Source organism: Ramlibacter humi (assembly GCF_004681975.1).
GTDB classification, from domain to species: domain Bacteria; phylum Pseudomonadota; class Gammaproteobacteria; order Burkholderiales; family Burkholderiaceae_C; genus Ramlibacter; species Ramlibacter humi.
Genome location: NZ_SMLK01000007.1, coordinates 146,531 through 166,807, shown reverse-complemented (window position 1 = coordinate 166,807; position 20,277 = coordinate 146,531). Strand labels below are relative to the sequence as shown.

24 protein-coding genes are annotated in these 20,277 nt (G+C 69.6%); 13 read left to right on the top strand and 11 right to left on the bottom strand.

The features are described 5' to 3' along the window. Positions 1–11: 11 nt before the first annotated feature. Positions 12–314 carry a hypothetical protein gene (locus EZ216_RS18505; protein ID WP_135251268.1) on the bottom strand — a complete coding sequence of 101 codons (303 nt, stop codon included), beginning with the start codon at positions 312–314 and terminating at the stop codon, positions 12–14. A gap of 123 nt (positions 315–437) precedes the next feature. On the opposite strand from EZ216_RS18505, the gene EZ216_RS18500 reads away from it, so the two are divergent. Then, entirely contained in the window at positions 438–629 is a 192-nt protein-coding gene (locus EZ216_RS18500; protein WP_135251267.1) for a hypothetical protein, read from the top strand. Between the two features lie 287 nt (positions 630–916). After that, positions 917–1,090, top strand: a complete 174-nt coding sequence (locus EZ216_RS21505; protein ID WP_167772958.1) for a hypothetical protein — start codon at positions 917–919, stop codon at positions 1,088–1,090. A gap of 16 nt (positions 1,091–1,106) precedes the next feature. On the opposite strand, the gene EZ216_RS21500 is transcribed toward EZ216_RS21505, so the two are convergent. Continuing rightward, positions 1,107–1,265 carry a hypothetical protein gene (locus EZ216_RS21500; protein ID WP_167772957.1) on the bottom strand — a complete coding sequence of 53 codons (159 nt, stop codon included), beginning with the start codon at positions 1,263–1,265 and terminating at the stop codon, positions 1,107–1,109. Between the two features lie 324 nt (positions 1,266–1,589). Between EZ216_RS21500 and EZ216_RS18495 the strand changes: the two genes are divergently transcribed. After that, positions 1,590–1,847: a hypothetical protein gene (locus EZ216_RS18495; RefSeq protein ID WP_135251266.1), complete on the top strand. Its 258-nt coding sequence runs from the start codon at positions 1,590–1,592 to the stop codon at positions 1,845–1,847. Continuing rightward, positions 1,844–2,260: a hypothetical protein gene (locus EZ216_RS18490; RefSeq protein WP_135251265.1), complete on the top strand. Its 417-nt coding sequence runs from the start codon at positions 1,844–1,846 to the stop codon at positions 2,258–2,260. The genes EZ216_RS18495 and EZ216_RS18490 overlap by 4 nt, the downstream gene beginning before the upstream one ends. Here EZ216_RS18490 and EZ216_RS18485 read toward each other — a convergent pair. From EZ216_RS18485 to EZ216_RS18470, 4 genes are all read right to left on the bottom strand, one after another. Next, on the bottom strand, positions 2,257–3,108 hold the full coding sequence (locus tag EZ216_RS18485) for an aldose 1-epimerase (protein WP_135251264.1): 852 nt from the start codon (positions 3,106–3,108) through the stop codon (positions 2,257–2,259). The two genes, EZ216_RS18490 and EZ216_RS18485, sit on opposite strands and share 4 nt — an antisense overlap. Before the next feature lie 2 nt (positions 3,109–3,110). Then, on the bottom strand, positions 3,111–4,025 hold the full coding sequence (gene kdgD, locus EZ216_RS18480) for a 5-dehydro-4-deoxyglucarate dehydratase (RefSeq protein WP_135251263.1): 915 nt from the start codon (positions 4,023–4,025) through the stop codon (positions 3,111–3,113). 24 nt (positions 4,026–4,049) lie between these two features. Further along, complete coding sequence (locus tag EZ216_RS22105; protein WP_205959705.1) at positions 4,050–4,274, bottom strand: type 2 periplasmic-binding domain-containing protein; 225 nt, start codon at positions 4,272–4,274, stop codon at positions 4,050–4,052. Between the two features lie 77 nt (positions 4,275–4,351). Continuing rightward, a complete protein-coding gene (locus EZ216_RS18470; RefSeq protein WP_135251262.1) occupies positions 4,352–5,131 on the bottom strand; it encodes a FadR/GntR family transcriptional regulator in 780 nt (259 codons plus the stop codon). Between the two features lie 44 nt (positions 5,132–5,175). On the opposite strand from EZ216_RS18470, the gene EZ216_RS18465 reads away from it, so the two are divergent. The 5 genes from EZ216_RS18465 (at position 5,176) to EZ216_RS18445 (ending at position 9,768) form a co-directional block, all read left to right on the top strand. Further along, on the top strand, positions 5,176–5,988 hold the full coding sequence (locus EZ216_RS18465; RefSeq protein WP_135251261.1) for an NAD-dependent epimerase/dehydratase family protein: 813 nt from the start codon (positions 5,176–5,178) through the stop codon (positions 5,986–5,988). A 6-nt stretch (positions 5,989–5,994) separates the two neighbouring features. Next, complete coding sequence (locus EZ216_RS18460; protein WP_135251260.1) at positions 5,995–6,885, top strand: SMP-30/gluconolactonase/LRE family protein; 891 nt, start codon at positions 5,995–5,997, stop codon at positions 6,883–6,885. Between the two features lie 26 nt (positions 6,886–6,911). Beyond that, entirely contained in the window at positions 6,912–7,877 is a 966-nt protein-coding gene (locus EZ216_RS18455) for a TRAP transporter substrate-binding protein (protein ID WP_135251259.1), read from the top strand. 152 nt (positions 7,878–8,029) lie between these two features. Next, complete coding sequence (locus EZ216_RS18450; protein WP_205959708.1) at positions 8,030–8,479, top strand: TRAP transporter small permease; 450 nt, start codon at positions 8,030–8,032, stop codon at positions 8,477–8,479. Further along, positions 8,476–9,768, top strand: a complete 1,293-nt coding sequence (locus EZ216_RS18445) for a TRAP transporter large permease (RefSeq protein ID WP_135251258.1) — start codon at positions 8,476–8,478, stop codon at positions 9,766–9,768. The genes EZ216_RS18450 and EZ216_RS18445 overlap by 4 nt, the downstream gene beginning before the upstream one ends. A 30-nt stretch (positions 9,769–9,798) precedes the next feature. Here the strand turns inward: EZ216_RS18445 and EZ216_RS18440 are convergent, their stop codons facing one another. The 4 genes from EZ216_RS18440 to EZ216_RS18425 are packed head-to-tail and all read right to left on the bottom strand — an operon-like array spanning position 9,799 to position 13,740. Continuing rightward, entirely contained in the window at positions 9,799–10,743 is a 945-nt protein-coding gene (locus EZ216_RS18440; RefSeq protein ID WP_135251257.1) for a GntR family transcriptional regulator, read from the bottom strand. Next, on the bottom strand, positions 10,737–11,390 hold the full coding sequence (locus EZ216_RS18435) for a class II aldolase/adducin family protein (RefSeq protein ID WP_135251256.1): 654 nt from the start codon (positions 11,388–11,390) through the stop codon (positions 10,737–10,739). Before EZ216_RS18435 ends, EZ216_RS18440 begins: the two co-directional genes overlap by 7 nt. Further along, positions 11,387–12,658, bottom strand: coding sequence for a 3-oxo-tetronate kinase (otnK, locus tag EZ216_RS18430; protein WP_135251255.1), 1,272 nt, complete (start codon positions 12,656–12,658; stop codon positions 11,387–11,389). Before otnK ends, EZ216_RS18435 begins: the two co-directional genes overlap by 4 nt. An 8-nt stretch (positions 12,659–12,666) precedes the next feature. Next, positions 12,667–13,740 carry an isocitrate/isopropylmalate dehydrogenase family protein gene (locus tag EZ216_RS18425; RefSeq protein ID WP_135251254.1) on the bottom strand — a complete coding sequence of 358 codons (1,074 nt, stop codon included), beginning with the start codon at positions 13,738–13,740 and terminating at the stop codon, positions 12,667–12,669. Positions 13,741–13,884: 144 nt separating this feature from the next. On the opposite strand from EZ216_RS18425, the gene EZ216_RS18420 reads away from it, so the two are divergent. Beyond that, positions 13,885–14,880 (top strand): Bug family tripartite tricarboxylate transporter substrate binding protein, encoded by a 996-nt coding sequence (locus EZ216_RS18420; RefSeq protein WP_135251253.1) that lies wholly within the window; start codon positions 13,885–13,887, stop codon positions 14,878–14,880. Between the two features lies 1 nt (position 14,881). Here EZ216_RS18420 and EZ216_RS18415 read toward each other — a convergent pair whose 3' ends face one another. After that, positions 14,882–15,847 (bottom strand): Bug family tripartite tricarboxylate transporter substrate binding protein, encoded by a 966-nt coding sequence (locus EZ216_RS18415; protein ID WP_135251252.1) that lies wholly within the window; start codon positions 15,845–15,847, stop codon positions 14,882–14,884. Between the two features lie 80 nt (positions 15,848–15,927). Between EZ216_RS18415 and acnA the strand changes: the two genes are divergently transcribed. Genes acnA through EZ216_RS18400 form a run of 3 tightly spaced genes read left to right on the top strand, consistent with a single transcriptional unit; the run spans position 15,928 to position 20,167 of the window. Continuing rightward, positions 15,928–18,540: an aconitate hydratase AcnA gene (acnA, locus tag EZ216_RS18410; protein ID WP_135251251.1), complete on the top strand. Its 2,613-nt coding sequence runs from the start codon at positions 15,928–15,930 to the stop codon at positions 18,538–18,540. Then, on the top strand, positions 18,534–19,433 hold the full coding sequence (locus EZ216_RS18405; protein WP_135251250.1) for a GntR family transcriptional regulator: 900 nt from the start codon (positions 18,534–18,536) through the stop codon (positions 19,431–19,433). Before acnA ends, EZ216_RS18405 begins: the two co-directional genes overlap by 7 nt. Continuing rightward, the gene (locus EZ216_RS18400) at positions 19,430–20,167 is read left to right on the top strand and encodes an ABC transporter substrate-binding protein (protein WP_135251249.1); all 738 of its coding nucleotides are present in this window, start codon (positions 19,430–19,432) and stop codon (positions 20,165–20,167) included. Before EZ216_RS18405 ends, EZ216_RS18400 begins: the two co-directional genes overlap by 4 nt. The last annotated feature ends 110 nt before the right edge of the window (positions 20,168–20,277 follow it).

Here is a 20,277-nt window from a genome sequence, read left to right as displayed (position 1 = left end):
CCTTCGCGGCTTCAGGCCGCCTGCCCGATCTCCACCTGCGGCAACGCCAGCAGAAGGTCCTCGCCCGTGCGCGAGCGCGCCTCCAGGCGGGCTTCGGGCCGCCCGGCGACGCCCAGCCGCACGCGCGTGGGCCCATGGCGAAGGCTCATGATGTAGTGCCCCGCCTGGACGGCGGACAAGGCGTCCTGCATCGACAGCCGCCACGGGCGGCCGCCGCGGTAGACGCCGTGCAGGTGCGTGACGGAGCCGTCGCCGGACCGCTCGATCGCGGTCACCGTGAGCGGCACCCCGCTGTGGGTACTGCGTGTCTTCATGGAAGCTCAGGCTAAGGTGCGCGCGGTGGCTCGTGTGTAGGCGCGGGACGGAACAGCCACGCGGACCAGTCCGTCAGCGCGCACGCACTTGCGAGCGCCGGCAAGGTAAGGAAGGGCGCGCGCGTGCAGCATGCGCGCGGCGGGCTGGTGATGACTGTCGACGCCGTGGCCGGCGTGCAGGCGCACGGCACCTGGTACGAGGCGGAGCTGCAGCACGAGGGCGCCTTCGAACTGGCGGCGCTCAAGGTGGTCGATGACAGCCGCCGCACATGGGCGACTGCGCAGGACCCGCGCGGCGACGGCGCCGCCCATTGAAGGGCTCGCGCCCCATCCGTGCAGGCGCCAGGCGCGCGAGGCTGTAGGCGCAAACCCACAGCTGCGGTGGACAACTCTGTGGGAAAGGCCGGTCCTTCCGGGGCAAGGGGGCGTGGACATTCGCTTTCCACGGATTGCTGAAAAAAAAGGCAACCCGGGAACACGCCGTGCGCACGCCGCGAGGTCCACGCGACGGCGCAACGCCCCAATGCGGGACTCGCCGCCGTCCTACAGCCGAGCCATCCCGAGCGCGTGAGCATGCGTCGCATCGAGGGAAAGCTTCAGCCATGGAACACACACCCGAACCCCGCGTCGAAGAGCGCACGCGGCCCGGCCGCATCGCCGCTCTTTGGCATCGCCTGCGCGCGCAGCAGCCGCCGGAGCCGTTTCGCGACAGCGACTTCGAAAGTTCGGAATGGACCTGGTCGACGTTCGACCCGCAGCCCGGGCCGGCGGACTGAGCGGCTGGTCCCGCCGCTAATCCAGGAACATGGTCAGCAGCACGCCGGCGCCCGGCGCGAGCGCCAGCAGCACGATCAGCGCCCACAAGCCGAAGCCGCCGGGGTGGCGGTCGTCGTCGACGCCGGAATCGGCCCACCAGCTGTCGCTGAAATGCGCTTGAACGGGCGTGGTCATGCGCCGCATGCTCGCGAAAGGCGCCTCTCCCGCGTGTAGGAAATTTCAGGGCGGGCAGGTCAGCCGGTTGCCTGAGCCATATGCACCGCGTTGCGGTTGCAACGGCAGCTGATCAAAACCGGCCTGCGCCATCCCTCGCGGCGGAACTACAAGGCGCGCCGCCGGGCACCTAGGTTGCACGGCGTGAGCACCATCGCAGTCCCCTCCCGCGACCCGACTGACCGCGTCGCGCGAAGCACTCCCACAAGCCCTGAGACGGCCGCTTCCCACAATCGGCAGGCTGCGGGCGTCGTCCCGCAGTTGCAACCGTGACGAGGAGCAGCGATGGTCGAGACTCCCAAGCACCGCCCCGGCGGCACTGAACCGCAGCCCTGGCATGCGGCGGATGAGAAGAAGCCGGCGCGCGGCGGCCATGCGCCCGCAGGCACGCACAGCCTGACCGGCGGGGGCGCGCAGGTGGGCATGCCGGAAGCGCAGGCCGCCGAACGCGGCGAAGCCCGCGACGAACAGGGGCCGGCCGAGCCCGACCCGTTGCTGGAACCGCGCGCCAACATCGGCGAGATCCTGGGCCGCAAGCCGTGAAGCGGCTGGCCGCGGCGGTGCTGGGCGGTTGCGCCGCGTGCGGCGCCCTGGCCGTGCCGCCGTGGCTGCCGGTGCCCGGCGCGCCCGAACTGGCGATCGAAGCCTCCAGCATCGAAGTGCGCGGCCCCGTCGTCGCGGTGTCGGTGCGCGGTTCGCCTTCGCAGTTGCTCAAGCGCACCTCGTCCGATGCGGCCGCGACGGGCCCGCGTTGGCACAACGCCGTGTTGCGACTGCAGTTCGATTGCGCGCAGCGGCAGGTGCGCACCGCGGGCGTGCTCGGCTATGACGCCGCGGGCAAGGCCGTGCACTCCTCGGCTTTGCCGTCCACCGCGGTGCCGGTGCCGAACGACGGCGTGCTGGACGTGCTGTACGACGCCGGCTGCGAACTGGGCCGCGCGCTGCGCGTCAACTAAGCGGCCGCTACGGCGATCCGCATGCCCGCGGTGAGCGTCTCGCCGGGTGCCAGCTCGGTGATGCCCAGGTCATGCTGCGTCTGTGAAGCGATCGCCGGATCGCCGTAGATGTTGTTCGCGTGCGTGACCGGCTCGATGGCGATGATGTCGCGGCTGGGGTGCGTGAACACCACGATGTGCCGCAACGCCGAGCTCACCGTGATGCGCAGCAGGTGGTCGCCGAGTTCCGCCTCGCCGTCCCAGCCGTCGAAGCAGTGGTCCACGTCCAGCGCGTCGGTGACCGTGTCCAGGCCCGTGTGGGAAACGTGCTGCGTCGGCAGCTTGCCGGCCGACATCTCCCAGCGGCCTTTCGCGCGCACCCGCACGCGCGCGCCTGGGCGCTTGGCGAAGAACGGATGCCAGCCCAGTCCCGCGGGCATGGGCTCATGCGACCGGTTGGTGACGGAGAGCGTCATGTCCAGTCCGCTCTCACTCACGGCCAGCGCCTGCGATGCTTCGAAAGCGAACGGCCAACGCGCGTCCGCGCGATGCGCCAGCGAAAGCTCCACGCGATCCGCATGCTGCGCGACAACCTGCCATGCGTCCTGCCACCCGGTGCCATGGATCGCGTGCGGCTCCGGCGCGTTGTTGCGCTCGATCCGCACGGTGCGCCCGCGCCAGCGCAGCAAGCCTTCGCCGATGCGATTGGACCAAGGCACCAGCGGGTAGCTGGACGACTGGCGCGCCGTGGCCACGCTGCCGGGCGTCGGCCGCAGCACGTCGATGCCGTGCAAGCGCAGCGACTTCAGGCAGCCGCCCATCGCCGGCTCGATGTCGCAGGCCATGGCGCCGGCGGCGATGCGCAGCATGCTTACTGCGGGCCCAGTTGGGCGATCAGCGCGCGCAGCTGCTCCACCTCGCCGGCCTTCAGGTCGGTGAGCGGCGCGCGCACGGGGCCGGCGTCGTGGCCGGCGATCTTCGCGCCTGCCTTCACGATGCTCACCGCGTAGCCGGCACCCTTGTTGCGGATGTCGAGGTAAGGCATGAAGAACTGCTTCAGCAGGCGGTGCTGCGTGGCCTGGTCGTCGTCGCGCACGGCCTTGTAGAAGTCCATCGCGGTCTTCGGGATGAAGTTGAAGACGGCCGACGAATACACCGGCGTGCCCAGCGCCTTGTACGCGGCGGCATACACCTCCGCGGTGGGCAGGCCGCCCAGGTACGCGAAGCGGTCGCCCATCTTCTGGTAGATGGCGACCATCAGCTCGATGTCGCCGATGCCGTCCTTGAAGCCCACCAGGTTCGGGCAGCGGTCGGCCAGCTTCGCCAGCGTGGCGGGCTGCAGCTTGCAGACGCCGCGGTTGTAGACGATGACGCCGGACTTCACGCTCCTGCACACCGCCTCGACGTGCGCGGCCAGGCCTTCCTGCGAAGCCTCGGTCAGGTAGTGCGGCAGCAGCAGCACGCCTTGCGCGCCGGCCTGCTCGGCCGCTTGCGCGCAGGCGATGGCGAAGCGCGTGGGGCCGCCGGCGCCCGCGATGATGGGCACCTTGCCGCGGCAGGTGTCGACGGCCGTCTTGATCACGCGCGGGTACTCGTCGCCGGTCAGCGAGAAGAACTCGCCGGTGCCGCCGGCGGCGAAGAGGGCGGTGGCGCCATACGGCGCCAGCCATTCCAGGCGGGCCGTGTAGCCGCGTGGATCGAAATCGCCCTGGGCGTCGAAGTCGGTGAGGGGGAAAGACAGCAGGCCGGATGCGAGCGTGCTCTTGAGTTCTTGCGGAGTGGTCATGTCTTGCGGGAGGGGGGATTCGGTTCAATCGGGCTTGATGCCGGCCTGCGCCACCACCTGGGCCCAGCGCTTGCGCTCGGCTTCGAAGAAGCGGTCCTGCTCGGCCGGTTCCATGGCGACGACTTCGGCGCCCTGGCCGCAGAGGCGGGCGCGCACGTGGGGCCGCGAAGGCCATTGACCCTGCGCCAGGACGGTCGGTGCCGCCAACGCGGCGGGCAGGGTGGACAGCAGGCGGCGGCTCCAGGTCATTGGTTCTTGTTTCCGGAAGAAGTTAGTCATCGTACAACTAGGCTGACGACTGAGCAAACCTGCCGACGCGGCGGTGCTCAGTCCTTGTCTTCGGTGGCTTCCTGCGCGCGGCGCAGGCGTTCGCGGCTGTTCGTCAGGTGCAGCCGCATGGCGGCGCGCGCCGATTCAGCGTCGCGCCGCGCGATGGCTTCGTAGATTTCCTCGTGCTCGCGGTTCACGCGCCGCAGGTACTGCGGCAGGTCCTCCATCGCGATGCGGGGCGAGTTGATGCGCGCGCGCGGGATCAGCGTGGCGCCCAGGTAGGCCATGATGTCCGCGAAGTAGCGGTTGCCCGTGGCTTCGGCGATGGCGATGTGGAAGCGCAGGTCCGGGCCGATGGCGTCGCCCTGCGTGGAGGCGTTCTCCAGGTCGTCCAGCGCCGCGCGCAATCCCTGCAGCTGCCAGTCGGTTCTCCTCTGGGCGGCCAGGCCCGCGGACTCCGTTTCCAGGCTGATTCGCAGTTCCAGCACGGCCAGCACGTCGACCGCGGTGGCCAGTTCCGCAGGGTCGATGCGGAAGCCCTGGCCGGCGGCCGGCGCCAGCACGAAGGTGCCGATGCCGTGCCGCGTTTCCACCGCGCCGGCGGCCTGCAGGCGGGACAGGGCTTCGCGCACGACGGTGCGGCTGACGCCCCAGGTCTTCATGAATTCCGACTCGGTCGGCAGCTTGTCGCCGGGCCGCAAGCGGCCCGCGCGGATCTCGCCGGCCAGACTGTCCACCAGGTCATGGGCCAGGCTGCGGCCGCGCCGGCGCAGCGGCGTCGGCCGGTCGGCGGACTCGGGATTTTCCGGAGTCGGGGCGGTTGACACGGCTGTCATCGGCTCATGATAATCAATCCACATGTTGTATGACAACTGACCACATGGCGCAACAGGACAAATTCGGGCGGCTGCTGCTCACCGGTGCGGCCGGCGGGCTGGGCAAGGTGCTGCGCGACCGGCTCAAGCCGTTCGCGGACGTGCTGCGCCTGTCCGACATCGCGCAGATGTCCCCGGCCGGCCGGGGCGAGGAAGTGGTGCGTTGCGACCTCGCGGACAAGAAGGCGGTCGATGCGCTGGTGCAAGGCTGCGAAGCCATCGTCCACCTGGGCGGCATCTCGGTGGAGCGCCCGTTCGAAGAGATCGTCGAAGCCAACATCAAGGGCGTCTTCAACCTCTATGAGGCGGCGCGGCGCCACGGTGCGAGGCGCGTGGTGTTCGCCAGCTCCAACCACGTCATCGGCTTCCACCCGCAGGGCGAGATGCTGGACGCCGACTCGCCGCGCCGCCCCGACGGCTACTACGGCCTGTCGAAGTCGTTCGGCGAAGACCTCTCGCGCTTCTACTTCGACCGCTACGGCATCGAGACCGCCTGCCTGCGCATCGGCTCGTCGTTCCCCGAGCCGAAGGACCGCCGCATGATGGTCACCTGGCTCAGCTACGCCGACCTCACGGAACTGGTGCGCTGCTGCCTCTTCACGCCCAAGCTGGGCCACGCCATCGTCTACGGCATGTCGGCCAACCGCACCGTGTGGTGGGAGAACTCGAAAGCCGCGCATTTGGGCTTCACGCCGCGCGACAGCTCCGAGCAGTTCAGGGCGAAGGTGGAAGCGCAGCCCGCGCTCGATCCTTCGGACCCGGCCGCGCAGTACCAGGGGGGCGCCTTCGTGAAAGCCGGCCCCTTCGAGACCCTTTAGCCACCGATGCAAGCCGAACTCGTCCTGGATGCGCGCCACGGGGTCGGCGAAAGCCCGGTGTGGATCGCCGCCGAGCAGGCTTTGCATTGGGTGGACATCCCCGGCCGCGGCATCTTCCGCTGGCATGCGCCCACCGCGCGCGTGACCTCGTGGTCCACCGAGGAGATGCCCGCGTGCATCGCGCCGCACGTCGCCGGCGGCTGGGTCTGCGGCATGGAAAGCGGCGTGTTCCACCTGCAGCTGCCGCAAGGCGAGGGCAAGGCGCAGGCTCGCCGCATCGCCGCCGTGCAGCATGCCGAAGCGGGCATGCGCTTCAACGACGGCCGTTGCGACCGGCAGGGCCGCCTGCGCGCCGGCACGATGGTGATGGACATGTCGCTGGCCCGCGCTGCCGGCCAGGTGTACGCACTCGATGAAGGCCCTTCGCTGCGCGCGCTGGTGCCCGGCCTCATCACGCCCAACGGCATGGCGTTCAGCCCCGACGGTCGCACCATGTACCTGAGCGACTCGCACCCCGATTCGCAGCAGGTCTGGGCCTTCGACTACGACCTGGACGGCGGCACACCGACCAACCACCGCCTGTTCATCGACATGCGCCCGCTGCCCGGCCGCCCCGACGGCGCCGCGGTGGACGAGGACGGCTGCTACTGGGTGTGCGGCAACGACGCCGGGCTGGTGCACCGCTTCACGCCGCGCGGGCAGCTGGACCGCTCGCTGCCCGTGCCGGTGAAGAAGCCCGCGATGTGCGCCTTCGGCGGCGCGGGCCTCGACACGCTGTTCGTCACATCCATCCGCCCCGGTGGCGACCTTTCGGACCAGCCGCTGGCGGGCGGCGTGTTCGCGTTGCGCCCCGGCGTGCGCGGGCTGCCCGAGCCGGCGTGCCGCCTCCCCCTTTGACCGTGACCTTCCCAGGAGACAAAACGATGAAGAAGCTCAAGACCCTCGCCGTCGCCGCGGCCGCACTGTGCGCTTTCGCCGCGCAGGCGACCGAGTTCCGCTCCTCCGACATCCACCCGGACGGCTACCCCACGGTGGAAGCCGTCAAGTTCATGGGCGAGCGGCTGAAGGCGCTGACCAACGGCAAGCACAGCATCCGCGTGTTCAACAACAGCGCGCTGGGCAGCGAGAAGGACACCATCGAACAGACCAAGATCGGCGCCCTGGCGATGACGCGCGTGAACATCGCGCCGATGAACAACATCTGCCCCGAGACGCAGGTGCCCACCATGCCGTTCCTGTTCCACAGCAAGGAGCACATGCGCAAGGTGCTGGACGGCGCCATCGGCGAGCAGATCCTCGCTTCCTGCGCGCCGCAGGGGTTCATCGGCCTGGCGTACTACGACAGCGGCGCGCGCAGCCTTTACACCGCGAAGAAGCCCGTGCGCACGCTGGCCGACGCCAAGGGCCTGAAAGTGCGCGTGCAGCAGTCCGACCTGTGGGTGGCGCTGCTGGAGGCGATGGGCGCCAACGCCACGCCCATGCCTTACGGCGAGGTCTACACCGCGCTGAAGACCGGCCTGGTGGACGGCGCCGAGAACAACTGGCCTTCGTACGAAAGCTCGCGCCACTTCGAGGTGGCGAAGTACTACTCGGTGACCGAGCACTCGATGGCGCCGGAGATGCTGCTGTTCTCCAAGCGCGTGTGGGACACGCTGACGCCGGACGACCAGAAGGCCATCCGCCAGGCCGCGAAGGAATCGGTGCCCTACATGCGCAAGCTGTGGGACGAGCGCGAGGCCAAGTCCATGGCCATCGTCAAGCAGGGCGGCGCCGAGATCATCCAGGTCGACAAGGCCTCGTTCCAGGCCGCGATGAAGCCGGTGTACGACAAGTTCATCACCGACCCGAAGCTGAAGGCGATGATCAAGCAGGTGCAGGACACCAAGTGACGAGCGGCGCCGACGCCACGGCCGGCCGCGCGCCGGCCACCATGCCGCCCGACGCGGCGCAGGCCACGCAGGCCGCGGGCACGGAGGGCGTGCCCGCCGGCGCGCTGGCGGGCTGGTACACGCGCCTGTGCCGCCGCCTGGCGCGCGGCTGCATGTGGCTGGGCATCTTCGGCATCGTGGCGCTGATCTGCGCCGTGAGCTGGCAGGTGTTCGGCCGCTACGTCCTGAACAGCACGCCCACCTGGGCCGAGAGCCTGGCGCTGCTGCTGGTGCTGTACGTCACGATGCTGGGCACCGCCGTCGGCGTGCGCGACGCGGGCCACATCGGCCTGGAATCCTTCCTCGTGCTGGCGCCCGAGGGCGTGCGCCTGAAGATGGAATACCTGATCCACGCGCTGGTCCTCGCGTTCGGCGCGGCGATGGCGTGGAACTGCGTCTACCTCGCGCAGTCGGTGTGGTCCTACCGCCTGCCCACGCTGTGGATCAGCGAAGGCTGGAAGTACGTGCCGGCCGCAGTTTCCGGCGTGCTGATCGTCCTGTTCTCCATCGAGCACCTCGTCGCGCTGGCCCGCGGCACCGAGGTGGAACCTTCCTGGTCATGACCCTTGCGCTCCTCATCCTCTCGGGCAGCTTCTTCGGGCTGCTGGTGCTGGGCGTGCCCGTGGCCTTCGCCATCGGGCTGTCCGCGCTGTCGACGCTGCTGTACGAAGGGCTGCCGCTGGCCGTCGGTTTCCAGCAGATGACGTCGGGCATGAACGTGTTTTCGTTCCTGGCCATCCCGTTCTTCATCTTCGCGGGCGAGCTGATGCTGTATGGCGGCATCGCCGACCGCATCGTCAACTTCGCCAAGAGCCTGATCGGCCACGTGCGCGGCGGCCTGGGCATGTCCAACGTGGTGGCGTGCACGCTGTTCGGCGGCGTGTCCGGCTCGCCCGTCGCCGACGTCTCGGCCATGGGCGCCGTGATGATCCCGATGATGAAGAAGGAGGGCTACCACGCCGATTACGCGGTGAACGTCACCACGCACGCGGCGCTGGTCGGGGCGCTGATGCCCACCAGCCACAACATGATCATCTACACGCTGGCGGCGGGCGGCAAGGTGTCCATCGCGGCGCTGATCCTCGCGGGCCTGCTGCCGGCGCTGATCCTCACCGTCTGCAATCTCGCCGCGGCCTACCTGGTGGCGGTAAAGCGCGGCTACCCGGCAGGCACATTCCCGGGCTGGTCGATCGTGGGCCGCTCGTTCGCGGCGGCGCTGCCGGGCCTGTTCGTCGTCGCGCTGATCCTGGTGGGCATCCTCTCGGGCGTGTTCACCGCCACCGAGTCGGCCGCCATCGCGGTGCTGTACGCGCTGGCGCTGACGGTGTTTTTGTACCGCACGCTGGACTGGGCGCATTTCGTCAAGGCGGCGTCCAAGGCGGTCAAGACCACCGGCGTCATTCTGCTGCTGATCGGCATCTCTTCGACCTTCGGCTACCTGATCTCGCTGTACGGCGTGGCGGAACTCACCGGCCAGATGCTGTCCACCGTGACCACCGAGCCCTGGCTGATCTTCCTTCTGGTGAACGTCATCCTGTTCGTGCTGGGCACCTTCCTGGACATGGCCGCCACCATCCTGCTGTGCACGCCCATCTTCCTGCCGATCTGCCAGCAGTACGGCATGAGCTCGGTGCAGTTCGGCATGGTGATGCTGATCAACTGCGCGCTGGGGCTGAACACGCCGCCCGTGGGCACGACACAGTTCGTCGGCTGCGCCATCGGCGGCGTCTCGGTGGGCTACGTCATGCGCACCATCTGGCCGTTCTACGGCGCCTTGATCGCCGCACTGCTCATCGTCACCTACGTGCCGGCCTTTTCGCTGTGGCTGCCGTCTGTGGTGCTGGGGAAATAGGGGGCGAGCAGCGGATGAACAGGCCGAACATCAAGGCTTGATCCGCCGCGCGGCCGTGGCCGCGTCCAGCACGGCTTCCTGCCCGGCCTTGCGCCGGCGCGCGCCGTCCAGGTGCTGGCGCAGGTAGTGCGCCGCTTCCATGCGCTCGTCGCGCCGCACCAGGTCGATCAGCACCAGGTGTTCCTCGCACTGCTCGCGCATGCGGGTGCGGTCCAGCTTGGCACGGTATTCCACCAGGCGGCGCAGCTGGTTCACCTTGCGCAGCGAATCCAGCAGCAGCCGGTTGTGCGCGCCGGCCACGATGACTTCGTGCAACTGCACGCCCGGCGGGAACAGCTGCGATCGCGGCCACTTGTCCAGGCCGCCTTCCAGCAGCTCCATCTGCTCGCGGTAGCACTTCTCCAGTTCCGCCTTGTCCACCGCGTAGCCGGGTTCCAGCAGCGAAGCCGGCTCGATGATCATGCGGAAGCGATAGCTCTCGCGGTAAGCCTCGGGCGTGTTCAGCATGGGCTCGAACGCCCAGCCGCGGCCTGCCTTGCGTTCCACGATGCCTTCGCGCGCCATGCGGTTCAACACGCGCTGCACCTGCAGCCGCGTGGTGCCGTAGCGGTCCATCAGCTCGCTCTCGGTCACCTCGTCGCCCAGCTTCGCCGCCAGGCGTTCGTCGGCGACCAGCATGTAGATGGCTTCGTCGGAATCCGAAGGCTGCGGCAGCGAGAGGGAAGCCAGCGCCGACGCGGGCTTGGCGACCTGGAAGCCCTTGTTCGGTTCCGAGCGCACGACGCCGGTGGTGGCCAGGTACTGCAATGCCTTGCGCACCGGCGAGCGCGACACGCCGAGTTCGTCGCACAGCGCCTGCTCGGTCAGGCGATGGCCGATGGGGAAGCCTTCGCGCCGGATCATGCCGGCGATGCGGCCCGCCAGCGCGGGCGCCAGCCGGCTGACGTTGGACGGCGGTTCGGCCCGTTTCACCATGACGCGCCGAAAGCTTCGCGCAGCTGCGCGATGGCGTCCTCGTGAAGCGGCGCGGGGCGGCCGCCGGTGATGCGCCACAGCTTGGCGGTCTCTTCCAGTTCCTCCAGCACCGCCATCGCGTTCGCGGGCGCCGTGTGCCACACGTTGGGGCCCAGGCGGTCGAGCATCACCGCGCGGATGGGCGTGCCGCTCGCCTGGCGCCGCTGGATCTCCGCCGCGACGAGATCGCCCACGGCGGGATCGCCGGGACGGTGATAGGGGATGACGGGCACGTGCCCGACCTTCATCACGAAATACGGCGTCACCGGCGGCAGCAGCTCGGGGCCGGCGCCTTCCAGCGTCAGCGCCACGCAATGCGTGCTGTGGGTGTGGATGACGCAGCGCGCCGCGTCGCCGGCCGCCGCGTAGATGCGCCGGTGCAGCGTGAGCGTCTTGCTGGCGCGATCGCCGCTGATCTGCTGTCCGCTGCCGTCCACCTTGGCCAGCGCCGCGGGATCCAGGAAGCCCAGGCAGGCATCGGTGGGCGTGATGAGGAAGCCGTCGTCCAGCCGCACGCTGATGTTCCCGGCCGTCGCATGCACATAGCCGCGCTCGAACAGGCTGCGGCCGACGCGGCAGATCTCGTGGCGCGCTTGTTCCTCGTTCATGGCAGTCGCTGGAAGGCTTTGGTGAAGAAATCGTGCGTGCCGAAGTTACCCGATTTCAGCGCCAGGTGAACCTGCGCGCCGCACGCGGGCGCGTCGGCGAAGCACCACGGCACGCCGGGATCAATCTGCGGGCCGATGCGCATCTGCCGGATGCCCAGCGCTTGCACCACCGCGCCCGAAGTCTCGCCGCCGGCCACCACCAGCTGACGCACGCCACGTTCCACCAGCCCGCGAGCGATGGCCGCCAGCGCCTGCTCCACCATGTCGCCGGCCTTCGAAGCGCCGAGCGATTGCTGGATGTCGCGCACCACTTCCGGCGGCGCGCTGGAATACACGAGCACAGGCTGCTCGCCGAGCTTGCCATCGGCCCATGCGAGCGCCTCGGTGACGATGTCGTGGCCCGCCGCGATGCGCAGAGGATCGACCGCGAGCGCGGGGCGGCCGGCCGCGAGGAATTCCTTCACCTGCTGGTTGGTGGCGACCGAGCAGCTGCCCGACACCACGGCGCGCGTCCCTTGCGCACGCGGCAGTTCGGCCGCCTGGGCGGAAGGCTGCAGCCCATGGTTCTGTGGCAGTCCGATGGCAACGCCGGACCCCGCCACCACCAGCGGCGCGTCGCGCAGCGCGCGGCCCAGCGCGAGCAGGTCGCGGTTGTCGATGGCATCGACGATGGCGAAGCGCGCGCCCTCTGCCCGCAGCGCCGCGATGCGCGCGCAGATCGCCTGCTCGCCCGCCGCCACCTGCGCGTGCTCGATGAGCCCCACGCGGCCTTGCGACTGCGCCTGCATCACGCGCACCAGGCTGGCGTCGGTCATCGGCGTCAGCGGGTGGTGGCGTATGCCCGAATCGCTGAGCAGAACGTCGCCGACGAACAGGTGGCCCTTGTAGACGGTGCGGCCGTTCTCTGGGAAGGCCGGCGTCACGCAGCAGAAGTCCGCGCCCAGCGCCTGCAGCAGGGCTTCGGCCACCGGCCCGATGTTGCCCTTGGGCGTGGAGTCGAAGGTGGAGCAGACCTTGAAGTAGAACTGCCCGCAGCCCTGGCCCTGCAGCCAGCGCAGCGCGGCCAGCGATTGCGCCACCGCTTCGGCCGCGGGGATGGTGCGCGACTTCAGCGCGACCACCACCGCGTCGGCGCTCCGCACCGGCTCTTCGGGCACGCCGATGGCCTGCACGACGCGCATGCCGGCGCGCACCAGGTTGTTGGCCAGGTCGGTGGCCCCGGTGAAGTCGTCGGCGATGCAGCCGAGCAGGAGCGGGGTGGTGGGCATGCGGCGTGTCAGGCGGCTTCGACGGCGCGGGCGACGGCCTGGCCGAAGGCTTCGCAGCCGATGGTGCCACCGATGTCGCGGGTGCGGGTGGCCGGGTTCTCCAGCACGCGGTCCACCGCGGCGGTCATCGCGTCACCGGCCTTGCGCAGGCCATCATGGCCGCGCTTGTCGCCCACCCAGCGGACCATCATCGCCACCGACAGGATCATGGACACCGGGTTGGCGATGTCCTGGCCGGCGATGCCGGGCGCGGAGCCGTGCTGCGCCTGCGCGCAGCACAGGTCGTCGCTGGCCATCACGGAGCCGGCCAGTCCCAGGCTGCCGGACAGTTCGCTCGCCAGGTCCGACAGGATGTCGCCGTAGAAGTTGGTGGCCACCAGCACGTCGAAGCGCTCGGGCTCGCGCACCAGGTGCGCGGTGGAAGCGTCCACCAGCAGGTCGTCCAGTTTCACCTCGGGGAAGTCTTTCGCCACGTGGCGCACGGCTTCCAGGAACAGGCCGTCGGTCATGTGGAAGCTGTTGGCCTTGTGGATGGCCGTGACTTTCTTGCGGCGGGTCATCGCCAGTTCGAACGCGCGGCGCGCGATGCGTTCGCTGCAATGCCGCGTGATCTTGCGGGTGGACAGCGCCATGTCGGGGCTGGGCATCACCTCGCCCCAGCCGCGCGTCATGTTGCGGTCGGGGTAGAAGCCTTCGGTGGCCTCGCGCATGATCACCAGGTCCATGCTGCGGCCCGGCTTCATGTTCGATTCCAGGAAGGGGCGGGTGCGGGCGGGGCGCACGTTGGCGTACAGGTCCAGGCCGACGCGGAAGCCCGCCGACACGTTGCGGCCGCCCTTCTCCGGCACCGGGTAGTCGGCATGCGACTGCGTGCCCAGGATGATGCCGTCGCAAGTGCGGGCGCGCTGCAGCACCTCGTCGCGCAGCGTGGTGCCGAACTCGCGCAGGCTGTCGAAGCCCACCTTCTCGTAGTCGAGTTTCACGCCCAGGCCGAAGCGGCGGTCCGCCGCTTCCAGCACGCGCACGGACGCGCCAACGATTTCGGGGCCGATGCCGTCGCACGGCAGGACGATGAACTTCATGAGAATCTCCGGTTCAGGTGACATGTACCAAGGCAGCTCTGCGGCCCGGCGGATGGAGGAGGATCGTTCTAGGGGTCAGTCCCAAGATTGTATCGGATAAGCATTGGGTACATTTTACGGCATCGTTCCTGACCGGAGGCCGACATGCACCCACCCGCTTTCCTACGCCGCGCCGCGTGCGCCGTCCTGCTCGCCGCATCTTTCGGCGCGTGGGCGCAAACACCCGCCAGTTACCCCGGCAAGCCCATCACGCTGATCGTTCCCTATGCCGCCGGCGGCAGCTCCGACGTGCGGGCGCGCCAGGTGGGGCAGAAGATCGCGGCGTACCTGGGGCAATCGGTGGTGGTGGACAACAAGCCGGGCGGCAACGGCAACATCGGCACCGCCGCCATCGCCAAGGCGGCGCCTGACGGCTACACCATCGGCGTGGGCAACCTCGCGCCGCTGACGGTGAACCGCACGCTGCTGCCCCAGGCCACGCCGTTCGATCCGGCCATCGACCTGATGCCGGTGGCCTTGCTGGAGCGCGGCCCGCTGGTGCTGGTGGTGAACGCGGACAAGTCGCCGCACAAGACGTTGCCCGAACTGATGGCCGCCCTGAAGGCCAGGCCCGGCCAGATGAGCTACGCGTCCGCCGGTTCCGGCGGCGCCTTCCACCTGGCCGGCGAGATGTTCAAGTCGGTGACGGGCACTTCGTCCACCCATATCCCGTACCGCGGCGGCAGCCAGGCCGCCAACGACCTGCTGGCCGGGCAGGTGGACTACATGTTCGAGATGCTGCCTTCGGTGATGCCGTACCTGAAGTCGTCGCCCGCGAAGATGCGCGCGCTGGCGGTGGCGCACGAGAAGCGCCTGCCTTCGCTGCCCGACGTGCCCACCTTCGCCGAGCTGGGCATCCGCGACATGGAGATCTCCAACTGGTTCGGCATCGTCGCGCCCAAAGGCACGCCCAGGCCCGTCATCGACAAGCTGAACCAGGCGATCAACCGCGCGCTGCAGGACCCGGACATCTCGCAGCGCATCACCACGCCGGGCAACGTGGTGGGTGGCGGCACGCCGGAAGACTTCGCCGCGCTGGTGGGCAGCGAGACGAAGCGCTGGTCGGCCCTGATCAGGGACAAGGGCATCAAGCCCGAATAGTTCACTCCATGCGGATGTGGGCCGTCTTCACCACGTCGGCCCACTTGCGGTTCTCGGCCGCGATGAAGGCGGCGAACTCCTCGGGCGTGCCGCCGCCGATCTCGTTGCCGGGACCGGCGATCTTGGCCTTGATGTCCGGCATGGCCAGCACCTTGTTGAAGGCTTCGTTCAGCTTCTTCACGGTCGCGGGTGACATGCCCTTGGGCCCGACGAGGCCCAGCCAGTTGGACACCGTGGCCTTGGGGTAACCCAGCTCCGCCATCGTCGGCACGCCGGGCAGCGAAGGCAGCCGCTTCTCGCTGGTGACCGCCAGCGGGCGCGTCTTGCCGGCCTGGATGGAGGGCAGGGCGGCGTAGGTCTGCTCGAACATCATGTCGACCTCGCCGGACAGCAGCGCATTGGACGCGGGGCCGCCACCCTTGTACGGCACGGAGAGGGCGAAGACGCCGGCCTGCTGCTTGAACAGCTCGGCGCTCAGGTGGTGCGCGCCGCCGGTGCCGGCGTTGCCGATGCTCAGCGAACCCGGCTTGGCCTTCGCGGCGGCGATCACGTCGGCCAGGCTCTTGTACGGCTTGTCCACGCGCGTGACCAGCACCAGCGGCGCCTTCTCGATCAGCACGATGGGCGTGAAGTCCTTCTGCGGATCGAAGTTCATCTTCGGGTAGATCGACGGGTTCACCGCCAGCGGGCCCATGGCGCCGATGCCCAGCGTGTAGCCGTCGGCGGCGGCGCGTGCCACGAAGTCGTGCCCGATGTTGCCGCTGGCGCCCGGCTTGTTGTCCACGATGATGGACTGGCCGATCAGCTTCGAGACTTCCTGCCCCAGCTGGCGCGCGCGGATGTCGTTGTTGCCGCCGGCGGAGAACGACACGACCACGGTCACCGGCTTGGCCGGGTAGTCCTGCGCGAAGGCGGCGAGCGGGGTGAGCGCGGCGGCGCCGAGCTGGACGAAGGTTCTGCGTTGCATGCGGGTGGTCTCCTTGATCGTTGGCGGGAGTCTGGGTTTGAGAATTGCATATTAGCGCTTAAAAATGCAAAATGGCAAGCATGGATGAACACGGGGCCGAAAGGCCGGGCTGGTTGCGCGCGGGTGACCGCGAGCTGCGCATCGCCGATCTGCGAGCGGTGGAAGGGGACGTGGCGCACCTGCCGGTGGTGCTGCGCCTGCTGCTGGAGAACGTGCTGCGTCACCAGCAAGGCGCGGAGCGCGATGCATCGATGGCGGCCTTGCTTGCGTGGGCCGATCACGGCGCCAGCGAAGCGGAAGTCGCCTTCCAGCCGGGCCGCGTGCTGATGCACGACACCACCAGCACGCCGGCGCTGGTGGACATCGCCGCGATGCGCGACGCGGTGGCCGAGGCGGGCGGCGATCCCACTTCGCTGAACCCGGTGCTGCCGGTGGACGTGTCGGTCGACCACTCGCTGGCGGTGGAGGCGTACGCGCGGCCCGACGCGCCCGCGCTGAACATGGCGCACGAGATCCGCCGCAATGCGGAGCGCTACCGCTTCCTGCGCTGGGCCGCGGCCAGCCTGCGCGGCGTGCGCGTGCACGCGCCGGGCACCGGGATCATGCACACCATCAACCTCGAGCAGCTGGCGACGGTGGTCACCGTCGAAGAGCGCGAGGGCGAGGCCTGGGCCGTGCCCGACACGCTCATCGGCACCGACAGCCACACGCCCATGGTCAACGGCATCGGCGTGCTCGGCTGGGGCGTCGGCGGGCTGGAAGCGCAGACCGTGATGTTCGGCATGCCGACCATGCTGCGGATCCCGGACGTCGTGGGTGTGCGCCTGACCGGCGCTCTCGCGCCTGGTGTCACGGCGACCGACCTTGCGCTGACCGTCACGCAGCGGCTGCGCGCGCTGGACGTGACCGGCGCGTTCGTCGAATTCTTCGGGCCCGGCGTGTCGACGCTTCGCGCGGACGAGCGCAGCGTGGTCGCCAACATGGCGCCGGAGTACGGCGCGACGATCGGGTTCTTCCCTGTGGACGGCGAGACGCTGGCTTACCTGCGCCGCACTGGACGCAGCGACAGGGCCATCGCTCTCGTCGAAGCCTATTGCCGCCGCAACCTGCTGTGGTTCGAGCCGGATGCCGTGCCGCGCTGCACGCGCAGCATCGAGATCGACCTGTCTGCCATCGGCCTGCACATCGCGGGGCCGCGCCGGCCGCAGGACCTGCGCCATTTCAGCGAAGCGGCCGAAGTGCTGCGCGGCGAAGCGTTCGAGCCGGTGGTGCGAAGCGATCTGCCGGAGCATCCGGTTGCGATCGCGGCGATCACCAGCTGCACCAACACCTCCGATCCGGGCCTGCTCGTCGCCGCGGGCCTGGTCGCGCGGCGCGCGCGCGCGCTGGGACTGAAGCCTGCCGCGTGGGTGAAGACCTCGCTGTCCCCCGGCTCGCCCGCAGCCGCCGCGTACCTGGCGCGTGCGGGATTGCTCGAGGACCTGTCCGCCGTCGGCTTCGACATCGTGGGCCATGGCTGCGCGACGTGCATCGGCAACCCCGGGCCGTTGCCGCCGCAGGTGCGCGACGCGCAAGCGCGCGGCGAGTGCCAGGGCGTGGCGGTGCTCTCCGGCAACCGCAATTTTCCCGGCCGCGTGCACCCGGACCTGGAGCTCAGTTTCATCATGTCGCCGCCGCTGGTGATCGCGTTCGCGCTCGCCGGCGATGCGCAGGTTGACCTGCGCGCGCAGCCGGTGGCGCACACACCCGAAGGCCGTCCGGTGTTCCTGCCCGAACTGTGGCCCACGCGCGAGGAAGTGCAGGCCATCCTGCGCGACGCGGTGCAGCCTGCGGACTTCGCGGCACGCTTCGCCGTCGCCGCGGCCAACCCGCTGTGGCATCAACTCGACGCGCCCGCGTCACCGCTGTTTCCGTGGGACCCGAAGTCGACGGCACTGCGCCGTCCGCCGTTCGCCGCGGCAACCGAAGGCAGCCTGCTCGGCGAGTACACCGCGTGGCCGCTGCTGGTGCTGGGCGACGACGTGACCACCGACCACATCTCGCCCGCCAGCGCCATCCCGCCCGACAGCCTGGTGGCCGACCACCTGGTGGCGCGCGGCGAAAAGCGCGACGACCTGAACGTGTTCGCGTCGCGGCGCGGCAACTGGGAGGTGATGCTGCGCGCGGCCTTCCACAGCAAGACGCTGCGCAACCGGCTGGCGCCCGGCGCGCCGGTGGCGCACACGCTGCACGTGCCCAGCGGCGAAGTGATGCCGGTGTGGGAAGCGGCGCGCCGCTACCGCGACGCGGGCGAGTCCGTCGTGCTGGTCGCGGGCGAGCGTTACGGCATGGGGTCGTCGCGCGACTGGGCCGCGAAGGGCCAGCGGCTGCTGGGCATCCGCGCCGTGCTGGCGGCGGGTTTCGAGCGCATCCACCGCTCCAACCTGATCGGCATGGGCATCCTGCCGCTGCTGTTCCCACCGGGCCTGCATCCCGACACGCTGGGCCTGGAAGCCGGCGATCGCTGGCACGTCGACGCGCCGGCCGAAGCCATCGCGCCGCGGGCCGCGATCCGCGTGCGGCTGTTGCGAAAGGGCGGGGCGGAGACGGTGTTCGAAGCCACCGCGGCGGTGGAAACGCAGCTGGAGGCCGGGCTCCTGCGGTATGGTGGCGTCATTCCGTCCATCCTGCGCCGCCAGCTCGCCCCATGCTGAATGTCGACAAGCCCATCGCCGCCAAGATCGTCGAGCTGATCGGCACCGAAGGCCTGGCCGAGGGCGCGCACCTGCCCGCGCAATGGCTGGCCGACCGCCTGCGCGTTTCGCGCTCGCCGGTGAACGAGGCGCTGGGCCTGCTGCACGAGCAGGGCATCGTGCGGCGCGAGCCGAACCGCGGCTACTTCCTCGCGCAACCCGCGCGCGCCACTGCGCCGGAACTGGCCGGCGCGCTGGCGCAGGAAGACGCGCTGGCCGGCATCTACTTCCGCATCGCCGAAGACCGGCTGGCCGGCCACCTGCCCAACGAGTTCAACGAGTCGCAGCTGCGCCGCCTGTACGGCCTGACCGCCGCGCAGGCGCAGTCGTTGCTGACGCGCATGGCGCACGAAGGCTGGGTGGAGAAGAAGCCGGGCTACGGCTGGGCGTTCTCCCCCATGCTCACCACCGCCGAGAGCCTGCTGCAGTCGTACCGCCTGCGGCTGGCGCTGGAGCCCGCCGCGCTGCTGGAGCCGGGCTACCGCATCGACCCCCTGGTGCTGCAGCGCTGCCGCGCGGCCGAGATGCACCTGCTGAAAGGCGGCATCGAAACCGACACGGCCGACCAGCTGCACGAGCGCGGCGTGCGCTTCCACGAAGCCATCGTGGAAGGCTCGGGCAACCCGTTCTTCATCGACGCCATCCGGCGCGTCAACCGCGTGCGGCGCCTTCTGTCGTACCGCGCGATGAAGGACCGCAAGCGCTACAAGCAGCACTGCCGCCAGCACCTGGAAGTGCTGGACCTGCTGGAGCAGCAGCGCAACGAGGAGGCTTCCGCCATGCTGCGCGAGCACCTGCAAAGCACCCTGCGAAACTTCGCCCGCCTCACCGACATCCTTCGCGACAAGCCATGACCGTGACCCCCGACGTCGTCCGCGCCTTCACACCCACCGGCCCGCTGAGGGCTTCCATCAACACGGGCAACCCCATCCTCGCCGGCCGCGACAGGGCGACCGGCGATGTCAACGGTGTGTCCGTCGACCTGGCGCGCGCTTTCGCCGAGCGCCTGGGTGTGCCGCTGGACCTGGTGGTGTTCCAGACCGCCGCGGCGTCGGTGGACGCGGTGGCCAACGGCAAGGCCGACATCGGCTTCTTCGCCATCGACCCCAAGCGCGGCGAGCACATCGCCTTCACGCCACCGTACGTGCTGATCGAAGGCGCGTACCTGGTGCACGAACATTCGCCGCTGCAATCCAACATCGAAGTGGACCAGCCGGGGCACCGCGTGGTGGTGGGGCAGGGCAGCGCCTACGACCTGCACCTGTCGCGCGAGCTGAAACAGGCCACCATCGAACGCGCGGTGTCGTCGCCAGCCGTCGTCGACCACTTCATCGCCACCAGGGCCGACGTGGCCGCCGGCGTGAAGCAGCAGCTGGAAGCCGACGCCAGCCGCATCGGCGGCCTGCGCCTGCTGCCCGGCCGCTTCATGGTGATCCGCCAGGCGATGGGCTGCCCGCGCTCCCTCGGCGGCGCGGCCGTCGCGGCGCTGGAACTGTTCGTCGAACAGATGAAAGCCGACGGCTTCGTCGCCGAAGCCCTGAAGCGGCACCGCATCGAAGGCGCTAGCGTGGCGCCGGCTGGGAACTGAAGACACGGACTCCCTTACGCAGAGTTCGCAGAGGTTTCGCAGAGTTCACGGAGGGAATCAAAAGAATTTTCCTCTGCGTCCTCCGCGCGCTTGCTCTGCGAACTCTGCGT